Annotated in this window: 14 protein-coding genes; 9 read left to right on the top strand and 5 right to left on the bottom strand. The window is 71.8% G+C overall.

The features are described 5' to 3' along the window. The first annotated feature begins 23 nt into the window (after nucleotides 1-23). The 4 genes from ACFWJX_RS08680 to ACFWJX_RS08695 all read left to right on the top strand — a co-directional run bounded on the left by ACFWJX_RS08680 (nucleotide 24) and on the right by ACFWJX_RS08695 (nucleotide 4,201). Complete coding sequence (locus tag ACFWJX_RS08680; RefSeq protein ID WP_383238850.1) at nucleotides 24-1,532, top strand: VWA domain-containing protein; 1,509 nt, start codon at nucleotides 24-26, stop codon at nucleotides 1,530-1,532. Next, nucleotides 1,529-2,434: a hypothetical protein gene (locus ACFWJX_RS08685; RefSeq protein WP_383238852.1), complete on the top strand. Its 906-nt coding sequence runs from the start codon at nucleotides 1,529-1,531 to the stop codon at nucleotides 2,432-2,434. Before ACFWJX_RS08680 ends, ACFWJX_RS08685 begins: the two co-directional genes overlap by 4 nt. Further along, nucleotides 2,431-3,663 (top strand): ABC transporter substrate-binding protein, encoded by a 1,233-nt coding sequence (locus ACFWJX_RS08690; protein WP_383238855.1) that lies wholly within the window; start codon nucleotides 2,431-2,433, stop codon nucleotides 3,661-3,663. Before ACFWJX_RS08685 ends, ACFWJX_RS08690 begins: the two co-directional genes overlap by 4 nt. Nucleotides 3,664-3,754: 91 nt before the next feature. Beyond that, nucleotides 3,755-4,201: a hypothetical protein gene (locus tag ACFWJX_RS08695; RefSeq protein ID WP_383238858.1), complete on the top strand. Its 447-nt coding sequence runs from the start codon at nucleotides 3,755-3,757 to the stop codon at nucleotides 4,199-4,201. 57 nt (nucleotides 4,202-4,258) lie between these two features. Here the strand turns inward: ACFWJX_RS08695 and ACFWJX_RS08700 are convergent, their stop codons facing one another. After that, nucleotides 4,259-5,035 carry a thioesterase II family protein gene (locus tag ACFWJX_RS08700; protein ID WP_383238861.1) on the bottom strand — a complete coding sequence of 259 codons (777 nt, stop codon included), beginning with the start codon at nucleotides 5,033-5,035 and terminating at the stop codon, nucleotides 4,259-4,261. Between the two features lie 153 nt (nucleotides 5,036-5,188). On the opposite strand from ACFWJX_RS08700, the gene ACFWJX_RS08705 reads away from it, so the two are divergent. Further along, a complete protein-coding gene (locus ACFWJX_RS08705; protein WP_383238863.1) occupies nucleotides 5,189-5,689 on the top strand; it encodes a GNAT family N-acetyltransferase in 501 nt (166 codons plus the stop codon). Nucleotides 5,690-6,203: 514 nt separating this feature from the next. Here ACFWJX_RS08705 and ACFWJX_RS08710 read toward each other — a convergent pair. Then, nucleotides 6,204-7,241: an alpha/beta hydrolase family protein gene (locus ACFWJX_RS08710; protein ID WP_383238865.1), complete on the bottom strand. Its 1,038-nt coding sequence runs from the start codon at nucleotides 7,239-7,241 to the stop codon at nucleotides 6,204-6,206. 141 nt (nucleotides 7,242-7,382) lie between these two features. Between ACFWJX_RS08710 and ACFWJX_RS08715 the strand changes: the two genes are divergently transcribed. The 3 genes from ACFWJX_RS08715 (at nucleotide 7,383) to ACFWJX_RS08725 (ending at nucleotide 9,643) form a co-directional block, all read left to right on the top strand. Beyond that, complete coding sequence (locus tag ACFWJX_RS08715) at nucleotides 7,383-8,024, top strand: GNAT family N-acetyltransferase (protein ID WP_383238867.1); 642 nt, start codon at nucleotides 7,383-7,385, stop codon at nucleotides 8,022-8,024. A 35-nt stretch (nucleotides 8,025-8,059) separates the two neighbouring features. Further along, nucleotides 8,060-8,908, top strand: coding sequence for a PaaX family transcriptional regulator C-terminal domain-containing protein (locus ACFWJX_RS08720; protein ID WP_383239683.1), 849 nt, complete (start codon nucleotides 8,060-8,062; stop codon nucleotides 8,906-8,908). Between the two features lie 213 nt (nucleotides 8,909-9,121). Beyond that, nucleotides 9,122-9,643, top strand: a complete 522-nt coding sequence (locus ACFWJX_RS08725) for a hypothetical protein (protein ID WP_383238870.1) — start codon at nucleotides 9,122-9,124, stop codon at nucleotides 9,641-9,643. Between the two features lie 83 nt (nucleotides 9,644-9,726). Here the strand turns inward: ACFWJX_RS08725 and ACFWJX_RS08730 are convergent, their stop codons facing one another. From ACFWJX_RS08730 to ACFWJX_RS08740, 3 genes are all read right to left on the bottom strand, one after another. Further along, the gene (locus tag ACFWJX_RS08730; RefSeq protein ID WP_383238873.1) at nucleotides 9,727-10,431 is read right to left on the bottom strand and encodes a hypothetical protein; all 705 of its coding nucleotides are present in this window, start codon (nucleotides 10,429-10,431) and stop codon (nucleotides 9,727-9,729) included. Beyond that, a complete protein-coding gene (locus ACFWJX_RS08735; RefSeq protein WP_383238876.1) occupies nucleotides 10,428-10,967 on the bottom strand; it encodes a SigE family RNA polymerase sigma factor in 540 nt (179 codons plus the stop codon). Before ACFWJX_RS08735 ends, ACFWJX_RS08730 begins: the two co-directional genes overlap by 4 nt. A gap of 106 nt (nucleotides 10,968-11,073) precedes the next feature. Beyond that, on the bottom strand, nucleotides 11,074-11,709 hold the full coding sequence (locus tag ACFWJX_RS08740) for a hypothetical protein (RefSeq protein ID WP_383238879.1): 636 nt from the start codon (nucleotides 11,707-11,709) through the stop codon (nucleotides 11,074-11,076). Between the two features lie 326 nt (nucleotides 11,710-12,035). On the opposite strand from ACFWJX_RS08740, the gene ACFWJX_RS08745 reads away from it, so the two are divergent. Further along, nucleotides 12,036-12,833 (top strand): GNAT family N-acetyltransferase, encoded by a 798-nt coding sequence (locus ACFWJX_RS08745; RefSeq protein WP_383238881.1) that lies wholly within the window; start codon nucleotides 12,036-12,038, stop codon nucleotides 12,831-12,833. Nucleotides 12,834-12,966: the final 133 nt, after the last annotated feature.

Raw genomic sequence — 12,966 nt, forward strand, 5'->3', positions numbered from 1 at the left:
CGACGGCGAGGAGCACGGACACCGTGAACACAGGCGCACCCGCGAACAGAGACGCGCAGGCCATGCCCGCGGCGGGCGACGGGGCGGCGAGGAGCGCCTCGGTCGGCCTCGACATCAGCCAGTGGAAGTACCTGTCCGGCGAGGCACGTGAACCGCAGATGCACGCCATCGTGACCGTCCGGGCGGACGGTACCGAGAGCGGCGGCGCCGCGGGCCCGGTGCTGGCACAGGTACTGGCGGTGGACTGCTCCAGTTCGATGGCCTATCCGCAGGAGAAGCTGCGTGCGGCACACCAGGCCGCCGTGGCAGCGCTGCGGTTGCTCCCCGACGGCACGCCCTTCGCCGTGGTCCGGGGCGCCCAGTCGGCGAGCGTGGTCTATCCGGCGACGGAGACCATGGTCCGGGCGGACGCCCGGCACCGCGCGGAGGCGGAGCGGGCCGTGCACCGCCTGATAGCGGGAGGCGGCACCTGCATCGGCAGCTGGCTCGACCTGTCGCGCCGGCTGCTGGCGGAGGCGGACGCGCCCATCGGACACGTCCTGCTGCTGACCGACGGCAAGAACGAGCACGACGAGCTGATGCCGCTGTCCGACGTCCTGGAGGCCTGCGCGGGGCGCTTCGTGTGCGACGCCTGGGGCATCGGCGACGGCTGGGACGGCCGGGAACTGCTGCGCGTCACCAGCCGTCTGCACGGTCGGGCCTCCTCCGTGCAGGAGGAGGCGGCGCTCGCGCGCGAGTACGAGCAGCTGATGCACCGCCTGCTCGCCAAGAGCATTCCCGAGCTGGTGATCTCGGTGACCCCCATGGCCGGGGCCGGGGTGCGCTACCTCAAGCAGGTCTTCCCGACCGAGGTGGAACTCGATCCCGTCGACACGGGCGGCGAAGCGACGCGACGGTTCGTCACGCGCGCGTGGGGCGACGAGACCCGCCGCTACCAGCTGTGTCTGTCCGCCGACCCCGCCGGGCGGCCCCGCGGGGAGGATCTCCAACTCGCGGTCGTCTCCCTCGACGTGCCCGGCGGCGACGCGGTGGAGCTGACACCGCCCCTGCCGTGCCTGGTGCACTGGACCGACGACGAGGCGCTGTCCGGGCACAGCGACATCCACGTCGAGCACTTCGAGCAGCATCAGCGGCTCGGCGAGGCCGTCGCGGCCGCCACCGACGCCCACCGCAACGGTCAGCGTGACCTGGCGCAGCGCCACCTGGGTACGGCCGTGCAGCTCGCCCACGCCATCGGCGCCGACCAGTCGCTCGGCCGGCTGGAACAGCTCGTGGAGATCGACGACCCCGCGTCGGGGCGGGTCCGGCTCCGTCCCGGTGTGGCGGCCGTCGACTTCGAGCATCTGATCACCGCCAGCAGCCACAGCACGTACGGCCCCGCGTCGGGTTCCGCCGACGCCGTGGACGTCGACGCCCTGGTCGCCGGCGGGCCGGGCGCGGCCACGGTGCGGTGCCCCGCCTGCGAGGGGAGGGTGCCGGCGACGGCACGCTTCTGCCCGCTGTGCGGTCACGGGCTCCCGGGGCGGCCGTGAGCACCACCGGGCGGGACCTGACCCGCAGGCTCCGGCTGCTCCTCGTCCTCGGGGCCGTCACCACCCTCGCTCTGTTCGCCGCCTACCGGGGCGTGCACGACGACACGGTGCCGCTGGCCTCGTCGAGCACCCCGGGGATCCTGGCCGTGGACACCGCGAAGAGCGCGCTGCTACGGGCTCACACGGCCGTCGACGGGAGCGGGGAGGCGGGTGACACGACCGGTGAGTTCCACACGCAGTTGTCGGTCGCCCACCAGAGCATCGCCGTCGCGGCGTCGGAGAACGTCACCGGCCCGGCGGACCGGCACACCCTGCAGACCGTCACCGGGTTGATCACCGTCTACTCGGCCTGGGTGGAGCGAGCCGGTCAGGAGACGGACACGTCTCTGCGCGGGGCCTATCTGCACTACGCGGAACAAGGCCGCAACGACATCGTCGACCGGCTCGACGACCTGCGCGCCGAACAGGTGCGGGTCGCCCGGGAGCAGGCGTCGTTCCCCTGGCCGCTGTGGCTGGGCTGGGCAGCGGTCCTGGTGTTGTGCCTGGTCCTGTGCGCGGGGCTGGTGGAGGCGCAGCGATTCGCACGGCACCGCTTCCGCAGTTCCGTGCACCCGCCTCTGCTCGCCGCCACCGTGCTGTGCGCGAGCGGGGTGGCGGCCCTCGGCTGGTTCACCGTACGGGCGCACACGGCGATGCGTGACTCGCTCGCCGAGCTGGGCGCGACGCGGTCCGCGGACGAGATCCCCGAAGCCGGTGCGGACGTGGAGCGGTACATGGCGGACGCCGGTCTCTGGGCGTCGCTGTCCGAATGGATCCTCGTGGGAGGGGCGTTGCTGATGGCTCTGACATGGGTGGGGCTGTGGCCGCGCATCGCCGAGTACCGGTTCAGGGTGCCGCGATGACCCGCCCGCGAGGGCGGACGCTCGGCATCGTCTGCGTCTGTCTGCTCCTGCTCGCGGCGGGGGTGACCGCGGGCGTGCGCTGGGCGCGGGGGTGGACGGGATCGGTGACCGTGCTCGCCAACTGGAGCGGCGGCGAGAGGGACCAGTTCGAGCGGGCCATGCAGCGGTTCGAGGACGAGTACCGCATCGACGTCGTCTACCAGGGCAGCTCCGCCCTGAGCCAGGTACTGGCCGCCGACCTGGCGGCCGGTACGCAACCCGACGTGGCCGTGCTGCCCGGCCCCGGCGAACTGATGGCCTACGCGGCCGAGGGCCGGCTGGAGCCGCTGGACGGCCTGTTCGAGGCCGGCTCCTACGACCGTGTGTGGATGCCGAAGGTGGCGGGCGAGGACGGCCGGGAACGCACCTACTGGCTGCCGGTCAAGACCGGCCTGAAAAGCATGGTCTGGCACGCGGGCGGCCTGTCGGGTGACGAGATCACCCGGGTCGCCGGTGGGCCCGACGGCTGGTGCCTGGCCATGGAGTCCGGCGCGACCTCCGGCTGGCCGGGCACCGACTGGGTGGAGGACGTACTGCTCCAGCAGGCCGGCCCAGGGGTGTACGAGCAGTGGGCGACCGGGGGCATCCCGTGGACGGACGCCCGGGTGCGGAAGGCCTGGCGGACGTGGGGCGACATGGTGGGCGCGGGCGACAGGACCCGCGTCGATCACCTGCTCAGGGACAACTTCGCCCAGGGCTGCCCCCGACAGCGTCTGGAGCACCAGGGGGCGTTCCGGGACGCCCACTGGAAGCCTGTCGCAGGCGACTTCGTCCACTCCGCCGAAGTGATCCCCGGGGCTCGGGCGGACTCCGGGCACTGGGAGGTCTCCGGCGACCTCGCGGCCATGCTGAACGCGACCGACGAGGCCCGGCAGCTGATCCGCTTCCTGGCCGATCCGGACACCGGGCTGCCGGACTTCTCGGCCAACAAGAAAGCCGAGGCACCGGACGTTCACCAGGACCCGCTGAAGCGGAAGATCGGCTCGATCCTGCGCGGGTCCGAGCGCCACCTGTGCTGGGACGCCTCGGACACCATGCCGCCGGCCCTGCGCAACGCCTTCCACCAGACGGTCCTGCACTTCCTCGTCGCACCCGACCGGCTGGACGACCAACTGCGAGCCCTCGACGCCCTCGACGACGAACCGCGCCCGACGCTGCCGGTGTGCGGCACCGGCCGAGCGACGACCTGAGGCCGGCCGGCGGCGGGCGTCCGCGACGGCCGGCTCCAGCCCCTGGGTCGTATGGCACGATTTCCCCTCAGCCACACCGTGGGGGGACATCATGCGCACTCGCACCTCGATCATCGTCGCCGCAGCGCTGCTCGCGCTCACCGCCTGCTCCTCCGGCGGGGACGGCGGCGCGTCCGCGAGCGACTCCGGTCCGGCCGACGCCGAGCAGACCATCGCCGTCCCGGAGGCGCACGAGGGCGACGACCTGGAGGCGGCCGCGGCCGTCTACACCTCGGCCTACTTCGCGGCCGACACCGACACCGCGTACGGCATGCTCTCCGCACGCTGCCGGGAGGAGATCGGCCACGACGCCTACGCCGCCGTCGTCGAGAAGGCGAAGGCCGACCACGGACCCGAGCACCCGGCCACCGACGTGCGGGCCGAGGTGTCCGGCAGGCTCGGCCGCGTCAGCTACAAGGTCCAGGGCCTGCCCGAGTTCGACCAGCGGGCGCAGCCGTGGGCGCTGGAGGACGGCGGTTGGAAGTACGACGCCTGCTGACGGCCTCCTGCGAAGCTTGCGACGTGCGAGTCCGCGGTCAGGAACGCCTGGCCGGCGTCACGTGCCGGCGACCGGGGGTGGGCCGCCGCGCAAGGATTCGGCCCAGTCCGCGACCACTCGTGCGACACCCTCTCGGTGATCCGCCAGGAAGAAGTGGCCGCCGGGGAAGGACTCCAGCCGGAACTCCGCCGAGGTGTGATTCTTCCAGGCGGCCGCCGCCTCCGGTGACACCCGCGGGTCCCGCTCGCCGGTGAGGCACAACAGGGGCGCGTCCAGCACCGCTTCGGCGGTCGGACGGTACCGGGCGACCGCGCCGTAGTCGTTGCGGAGCGCGGGCAGGAACATGTCCCGGAGTTCCGGGTCGCGCACGAACTCCACCTGGGTCCCACCGAGTTTCACCAGGTCGTCGAGGATCTCCTGGTCCGTCGCCGCGTACACGTGGGTGCGGGGCACCGATGGGGCGGGACGCCCGGAGACGACCAGACGGCATGCTGCCACGGGCTCCTCGGCGGCCAGTCGCAGCGCCGCCTCGAAGGCCACGCTCGCTCCCATGCTGTGGCCGAACAGCACAAGGGGTGCCGCAGTGGTCGTGAACTGCCGCAGAATCGGCACGAGGTGGTCGACGAGGCCCTCGACAGTGGGCACGAGGGGCTCGCCCAGGCGCTCTTGCCGTCCGGGGTACTGGACGGCGGAGACGTCGAATCCGGCAGGGAAATGCCGGGTGAACGGCGCGAAGAAGCTGGCGGCACCACCGGCGTGCGGACAGAACACCACATGAGCGGCGGGCTGTCCGACCCGCCGCAACTCCCGTATCCAACGGTCCCGACCCGTCATCGACGTTCCCCCTCGCTCATGGGCCTGCCCTCTGCCCCACACTTCCACTGCCGCCACGGCTACGCCACGTGCGATCAGATCAAGAACGGCTCACATTGGAACACGGACGAGAACTCGTTGGAGGCGGTCCCGACGCCGTGCCAGCATGCAGCCATGCGATCCGATGTCACACTCCGCCCTCTTGACCGGACCCTCCTCACGGATTTGCTGCTTGCTGCGGTCGAGGATGCCGACCCGCTCGAGGTGATGCCGCCCGTGGAGGGGCCGGGTGGATGGACGCCGGAGCGCCGGTCGGCATTCGTCAGGTTTCACGAGTCGCGGTCGTTGGCGGCGGACCGGATGGAGACCACCTTCGCCATCGCCGCTTCAGGGCGGGTCGTCGGAGCAGCACGGCTGTGCCCTGTGGAGAAGCAGGCCGGGACGGCGGAAGCCGGGGTCTGGATCGGACGGTCTCACCGAGGCGTCGGCGTGGGCGGTGCCGTACTGGAGTTGCTTGCGGACCGAGCTCGCGCGGAGGGGTTCACATCCGTGTATGTGAGCACGACGCCGCACAACCTCGCAGTGCAGGCGCTCATGGCCCGTATCGGTGTGCACCTCGTCCTTGACGGGGATGTGCTCACGGCGCGTGTGAATCTCGGGGGTGACGTTCGATAAGCGCTGCGCGGCACGCCCAGGAGACCGCGCACCGTGGCCGGATCAACGCGGGCGGCTGCGCGCCTCGCTGTCGTGGGCGGCGGAGGCAGCTTCTGCGGGCGGCTCGGCCTGACGACGTCGTCGGCGTCGGGGCCGTGGACGGCGTTGGCGCCAGGTGCTCGTGGCAGGAGTCCTGGCGCGCGAGTCGGGCGTCGTCCGACCTCGGCGACGGTCGCCCCCTCCGCACGGCGGCGGACCGAGCCTCGCCCCCCGTCGACCGTCGTATGGAACGAGGCCGCGCGGGCGGCGGGGAGGGGGGACGGCGGGAGGCCTCGCTTCGGGAGACGCGCCGGTACCTGGTCATCGAAGCCTCGTTTCCATGGACCGGAAAGGGAACGGGCCGCCGCCGGAGCCCTGTACGACGGCCCGCGGACCGTCTGTGCCGGAAGTTCCTGCCCGGCCCCCCGACTGTCACAGTTCGCGGCGGCCCCTCCGTCCTCGTGCGGGAGAGGGCGACGACGCGCCCTTCGGCCGGCTAGGGCTGGAGGAACCGCCGTTGGTCGTTCAGGAATCCGGCCGCGAAGAGCGAGCGGGGAGAGAAGACCGCGGTGAGCGTGATCCGGAGGTCGGACCGCTCGATGGAGTGCTTGACCAGCGAATGGGCGGCGTCCGGGTAGCGTCTGACCGTCAGTGCGCCGCCTGCGTCCAGCACCTCGCGGTAGACCCGCTCGGTGTCGGCGGTGTCCACGTTCATGTCATGGCCCGCGAGGGTCAGCAGCACCGGTACGCCGCGCAGGGAGCGGAGGTCCTGTGTGGCGTCCGCGGTGTAGTTCTTCGAGACGAAGCCCCAGCGGTCAGCGCTCATGCCGCCCGTGTCGCCGCCCACGGCCTTGACGTACTCCCCGAACGAGGCGTGGCGCCTCAGCAACCGTCGGACGGTGTCGCTCCTGGCGGTCTCGGCCTTGGTGCGGGCCGCCGATGCCCCCTCGGCCCGCAGCTGGGCGAGGAGGTTGTAGCGGCCCTGCCGGAGCCAGTTGACGGCGGGCGAGACAGCGATGACGAAGCTCACCGGTGTCCTGGCGGCGACCTTCGGCAGGACCCAGCCCGCCTGGCTCGCGCCCCAGAGCCCGATCCGGTCGCCGTCGATGCCCGGCCGGGCCCGCGCCCAGCCGATGGCGGCGGCCGCCTCGTCGGCGCGGTCGTCCATGGACTGGTCGAGCCAGTCACCGGGTGCGCCGGCGACGCCGGGCTTGTCCCAGGACAGGGAGGCGTAGCCGGCCTTGGCGTTCGCCTCCCACATGGGCCGGTAACCGCCGTCATGGGTGGCGTCGACGGGACCGTCGCCATGGAGGTACACGACCAGGCCGTGCTTCCTGCGGCCGTCCTTGGGCGTGGCCAGTACGCCGTGGAGAGTGCGGCCGCCGTGGCGGATCACGACCCGCTGCTCGTCCATGTCGTAGGTGTTCTGCCACAGCATCACGCCAACGGCGCCGGTGGCCACGACAAGGAGGCCTACGAGCGACCACACGGCGATGCGGAGCCCGCGCCGTCGGCTTCGGTTCTTGGCACACATGGGACCTGACCACCTCTGTTCCGGTTCTGTGCGGGGACTGAAACTATCATTTCAGATACGACCGTCGAGAGAGTGATAGTTTTGCGTCGAGTCGACGCGCGGGACGCGAGTCGACGTGGCATCGATGAAGGGGGCACAGACATGGCACTGGACGCGACCGGCACCGGCACCGGCACCGGACAGGTGACTGTCCGGCGGGGCATTCCCGCCGGAGCCGAGCGACGGGCGGCGGAGCTGTACTGGGACGCCTTCGCCCGCAAGCTCGGCCCCGCGCTGAACCCGCCGGAGAAGGCGGTGCCCTTCATCGCCGACCACCTGAACGCCGATCGAGCGGTGTGCGCGCTCCTCGACGGGCAGCTCGTCGGCCTCGCCGGCTACCAGCTCGGCGGCTCGGCCCTCACCGGCGGGTCGGCCGGCGCCGTGCTGCGAACGTACGGGCATCTGCGCGGACTGCACCGACTCCTGCTCCTCGCCCTGTTCGAACGCCGCCCGGCCCCCGGGCAGCTCGTCATGGACGGCATCGCCGTGGACCCCGGTGTCCGTGGCCGCGGCGTCGGGAGCCTGCTCATCGAGGAAGTGGCCGCCGTCGCGGCGGAGCAGGAGTGCCGGGAGGTCAGACTGGACGTGATCGACACCAACCCGCGCGCCAGGGCCCTGTACGAACGGCGCGGCTTCGAGGCCGTACGCACGGAGCAGACCCCCTACCTGCGCGCGCTGCTGGGCTTCGGAGCGGTGACCACCATGCACCGGCCCGTCGGAACGAGAGGATCCAAGGACCTGTGAGCGCCCATCCGGACCACGTCGAGGTGCCCACCCGCATGCTCGTCCACGCACTGATCCGTGAGGACGGCACCGTGCGCGCGGACGAGCTGTACACCGTCGCCAACACGCTCGGCATGAGCGACCAACAGGTACGCCTGTGCATCAAACGCCTCGTGGCCGAGGGCCGGTTCAGCCACGAGGGCCGAGGCCGCAAGGCAGAGCTGCACGCGAGCGCCGACACCACGCGCGCCCTCGCCCCCAACGCGGACTTCCTCCGGCACGCGTTCCGGCAGGACGCCGGGCTCGCGCCCTGGGACGGTGTCTGGCACCTGGCCGCGTTCGCGATGCCCGAATCGGCACGCACCGCCCGGGACTCGCTGCGCGAGACGCTCGTCCGCCTCGGCGGCGGTCCGCTCCAGAGCGGGCTGTACGTCTGCGCCAACCGGTGGGAACCGTACGTCGAAGAGGCCGCCCGCCATCTCGGCGTCCACGGCTCGCTCACCCTCCTCACCACGACGGACCTGAGCAGGGGCGACATCGACGAGCCCGCCGAACTCGCCCGCCGACTGTGGCCGTTGGACGAGATCGCCGACCGCTACCACCGCCTCGGTCGCCTCGCCCGGCCCCGCCTCGCCCGGCTCACCGATCGTGCCGGACTCTCCCCGTCCGCGCTCCTCACCATCGCGGTCGAGCTGGCCGCGGAACTCACCCGCGCCATGGAGCCCGACCCGCTGCTGCCACCGCAGCTCCTGCCCCAGCCCTGGCCCGGCACCCAGGCCCGGGAACTCATCGCCCGATGCTGGGCCGCCCTGCACGAACGGGACGACGGCGAAGCCCGCCCGGTCCTCTTCCGCCTCTACTCCGACATCACCCGAGAAGCGGCAGACCGGGCCACGCGCTCCTGAAGAAGCAGGCGGCACGGTGCCGGTCTGTGGGGCGAGGACACGGAGAGGCGGTGGAAGTCGTCGCCGGGTGGCGGCCGCCTGAACGTGGCCGGCAGAGCGTCATGTCACCGTGTCGGACGAAGCGTCAGCCCGTACCCGTGTCGGTCACCACCTGGCAGGGCTGACACATCAAGCTGAGAGGACCGGTTTCCCCCTCACTCGTCGGAGGTCTCCTTGCCACGCACCCATGCGCGCGCCCGGCTGCTCGGCGTCGGCGTGCTCACCGTCGCTTCCGCGACGCTCGCCGGCACCGTCCTGGCCTTCACCGCCCAAGCGGCTCCCCTGCCCGTCCCCGAGGACACACCGAAGAAGAGCGCGACGGTGCTCGACTGGCTGGCGGTCGAGCAGTCGGACCGCAGGCCGGAGTATGTGCGCGTCGGCGCCGACTGGACCGTCCACTCCCACCTGTACACCAACGACAAGGGCCGGCCCGGTAAGAAGATCGGCGACGCCTCGGCGCACTGCAGCGCCGTCGACGTGACACCCCACGGGTACGTCGCCCTGTGCCACCGCGTCCTGCGCACCGACGACGGCAGCATCAGCCTGAGCGACGCCATCGACCGCTTCGGCCCCCTTCCGCACGGCGGGCTCTCGGCCGTCACCGGCGGAACCGGCAAGTACGTCGAGGCCGAGGGTGAGGCCGAGATCGTCATGCGCGGCGACATCGCCCGCATCCGCGTCATGCTCGACGACTGACCGCCCGCCCCGATACCCGACTCCTCGCCACGGCATCGAGCCGTCCGCGGACGGCTCGCCAGGAGCGGCTCGTGCCCGGCCGGCTAGGGGGCGGCGACGTCGGTGAAGTGCTGTTCGAGCAGCACCTCACCGTCCTGCGTGTACGCGGTGATCGTGTAGTCGGTGTCCGCCGTGGAGGCGTCACAGAAGACGTAGTACGTACCCCATTGCGGATAGCCCGGCAGGGTCAGAACCGTGGCGCTCTCGCCGCGTCCGTCGTCGAAGCGGAGCTGGATCCTGGACGGGAGCGTTCTCGCGCGGAACGCTCCGAAGTACAGGATGTTCTCTCCGTCGGCGCTTCTGCCCGAACTGAAGCTGTCGGGGCGGATGTTGTCGCCGAGGGACTCCTTGGCCCGCTCGACCGCCGCACCGATGTCGCCCGTGCCCACGACGTAGTTCTGCCGGCCGTCCGGGAGCAGGGCCGTCCTGTGGCCGTGGCCGATACCCACGGCTTCGTAGGGCGACACGGTCCGGGGGCCTTGGTGTTCGCTGGACGGCACGGGGCCGGGCAGAGCCGTGGACGGTGGTGACGTGGCCGGTGGGGACGTGGCCGAGGTCCGGGCCAGGTCCGTCAGACCGAGGGTCGCCACCAGGCCGATCACCGCGGTGATCACGCCGGCGGCGAGGGCTGTGCGGCGGCGGCGCGCGACGCGGCCTCTGCGCAGCACTTCGTCCACGGGAGCCGGGCCGGTGGGGAAGCCGTCCGCCTCGTGGCGGAGAAGGTCACCGAGTCGCAGGTCGTCGGTCACGGCCGCTGTCCCCCTTGTGTGCCGCGGTCCGCCCCGAGCGTGGCCGCTTCGGACGTAACCGCTTGTTCGCGGAGTTTCTTCAGGGCGCGGGCCGTGTGACTGCGTACCGTACCGACGCCGGTGCCGAGCAGGCGTGCCACCTCGCTCTCGCTGCGGTCCTCCAGGTACCGCAGCACGACGACCGCTCGTTGTTTCGCCGGCAGCCGGGCGAGCGCGTCGAGCAGTGCGCTCCGCTCGGCGAACGCCTCGTTGCGGTCCGGAGCCGCAGGCTCCGGGAAACGGGTGGTCAGCCATTCGCGGACCTTCATCCGCCGCAGCCGGTCCGCGTTGGTGTTGATCATGATGCGCCATACGTAGGCGTCCGGGTCGTCCGTACGCCGTACGCGTTCCCACTTCACGTAGGCCTTGGCCAGGGCAGCCTGGACGAGGTCCTCAGCGTCCTGGTGATGCCCTGTCAGGAGGTGGGCGGTGCGGAGCATGCGGGGCCAGCGGCTGACCATGAACGCCCGGAAGTCCGCCTCCGTGCTCGTCTTCAATCGAGTCCTCGTGTTCTGCCGCCCCACGGTTCGTGTCCCGCTGCCGTGCCCCTCACCTGCGAGGGACACGACAACGGGACGTCGAACCGGGTGGGCGGAACGGTCGTCAGCGGCTTGCGGGCGAGGGCTCGTACGCCAGGTCGGCGAGCACCGAGCCGTCCGCGTCGTACGCGGTGACCTCGACCGTTTCCTGCGGACGGCCCGCTCCGGCGGCGTCGTGGTAGTACGTCCCCCAGCCCGGCGTACCGGGCAGCCTCAGCATGTCCGCCTCCACCTCGACGCCCGTGCCGATGCGCAGGGTGATGCGGGCCGGCACGGTGTCCGTGCGGAAGGCACCGGTGAACAGCACGTCATCACCGTCGACCCCCATCCCGCCACTGATGCTGTTGGGCCGGATGCTGTCGCCGGCGAGACTCTTGGCCTGCTCGACGGCCTCCTCGTAGTCGTCCCAGGCCACCACGTAGTTCTGCCTTCCCTCGGGCAGGAGCCCCATCTTCGCGCCCTGGCCTATCTCCACCGGCTCGTACGGCCGAACGACGCGCGGACCGACGGCATCGGCAGCGGCTCGCCCCGGCATGTGGACGCCTGCCGCCTCCTTGCCCGGCCTTTCCCGCCCGTTTCCGGTGTCCGTGGCGTCGGCCGCCGCCGGCGGCGTCAGGCCGCCCGCGGCGAGAGCCGTGCCGGCCCCGCCCGCCAGAGCCATCGCGGCAACTCCCGCCACGACAAGCCTCTTCGTCTTCATGGTTCCTCCGGTGATCCGTCCGATCGGTGATCGGCTACACGTCTCAGACGGCGGGCGGCCCAGGCATCTATGTCACAACGCCTCGAATTTCTGCCCGACTTCACGAAGCCACCGGCAACCCGGGGCCCGGCAGGCACGCGCCTGCCCCGCGCCTGGGACGGCCACGGCGGGAAATCCCGATCCTCCGAGGAAGGCCGCGGCCCCCTGCCGTCGGCGGACCGTGCACAGGCGTGAACCCGCCGGAATGCCCGAACCCTCCGGCGGACGGGCTGCGATCGTTGTCACTGTTACGGCGTGCGGAACGCCCGACGATCGAAGGAGTCAAGGTGACATCTCTTGCGGCCTCTGTCGAGTCGATGGAGCAACTCGCCACGGTCTGGCGGCACATGGTGCTCGACCGGAACGAGGATGCCGATGTGCGCGACCTGCCGGGAATCGCCGTTCGATGGGCCGACTGCCACTTCGCCTTCTGGAACTGCGTCACCTTGACCGATGTGGGAGCGGACGCGGCGCTCCTGGAACGGCGCCTGGCCGAGGCGGCGGACATCATGCGCGCGAAGAAGCACCCGGGGTTTCTGTGGGTCTTCGAGGACCTCGTCGACGCCGAGGCTCGCGCCGGCGTCACGGCGGCGGCCGAGCGAGCGGGTCTCACCTACGCCTTCTCCGGCACCGGCATGGCGGGGGACCTGCTGCCCCTCCCCGAGCCGACCCATCCGGACCTCACGTTCGTCCGTGTCGGCACCGACGAACAGCTCCGTGCCTACGCGGACCTCAACTCCCGCGCGTACGGCTTCCCCCTGGAACACGGTCGCGACGGACTCGCCGGTTCCGCGCTCTGGAAGCGGGAAGTACACGCTTACCTCGGTTTGCGGGACGGTGTCCCGGTGACGTGCGCCGGGGCGGTGGAGGCCGACGGCCGCCTCTTCGTCGTACTCGTCGCGACAGACCCCGCGTGGGAACGCAGGGGCTATGGCGAAGCCGTGACGCGCAAGGCCCTCCATGAGGGTGCCCGTGCCACCGGCCTGACGCGCGCCACCTTGCACGCGACCGTCGCGGGCGCTCCCGTGTACCCGCGTATCGGCTTCGAGCCGAACTCACCCCTGCACTTCTACGGCCTGAGCTAGCCGAGCGGCGGACGCGGGCCCGCGAGTGGTGGGGGGGGGGCGGGGGGGGGGGGGGGCCCCACGCGCGGTGCAGCGGCCCCCCCCCCCCCCCCCTAAGGCCCCCCCCCCGGGGGCCAAACCCCGGCACCAACCC

It is taken from the genome of Streptomyces sp. NPDC058335, assembly GCF_042723915.1.
Taxonomy (GTDB): domain Bacteria; phylum Actinomycetota; class Actinomycetes; order Streptomycetales; family Streptomycetaceae; genus Streptomyces.

Coding starts and splice junctions, on each gene's coding strand:
- ACFWJX_RS08700 (WP_383238861.1), bottom strand. CDS start 5,035: ATGACGGGTCGGGACCGTTGGATACGGGAGTTGCGGCGGGTCGGACAG.
- ACFWJX_RS08695 (WP_383238858.1), top strand. CDS start 3,755: ATGCGCACTCGCACCTCGATCATCGTCGCCGCAGCGCTGCTCGCGCTC.
- ACFWJX_RS08720 (WP_383239683.1), top strand. CDS start 8,060: ATGCTCGTCCACGCACTGATCCGTGAGGACGGCACCGTGCGCGCGGAC.
- ACFWJX_RS08740 (WP_383238879.1), bottom strand. CDS start 11,709: ATGAAGACGAAGAGGCTTGTCGTGGCGGGAGTTGCCGCGATGGCTCTG.
- ACFWJX_RS08715 (WP_383238867.1), top strand. CDS start 7,383: ATGGCACTGGACGCGACCGGCACCGGCACCGGCACCGGACAGGTGACT.
- ACFWJX_RS08690 (WP_383238855.1), top strand. CDS start 2,431: ATGACCCGCCCGCGAGGGCGGACGCTCGGCATCGTCTGCGTCTGTCTG.
- ACFWJX_RS08710 (WP_383238865.1), bottom strand. CDS start 7,241: ATGTGTGCCAAGAACCGAAGCCGACGGCGCGGGCTCCGCATCGCCGTG.
- ACFWJX_RS08705 (WP_383238863.1), top strand. CDS start 5,189: ATGCGATCCGATGTCACACTCCGCCCTCTTGACCGGACCCTCCTCACG.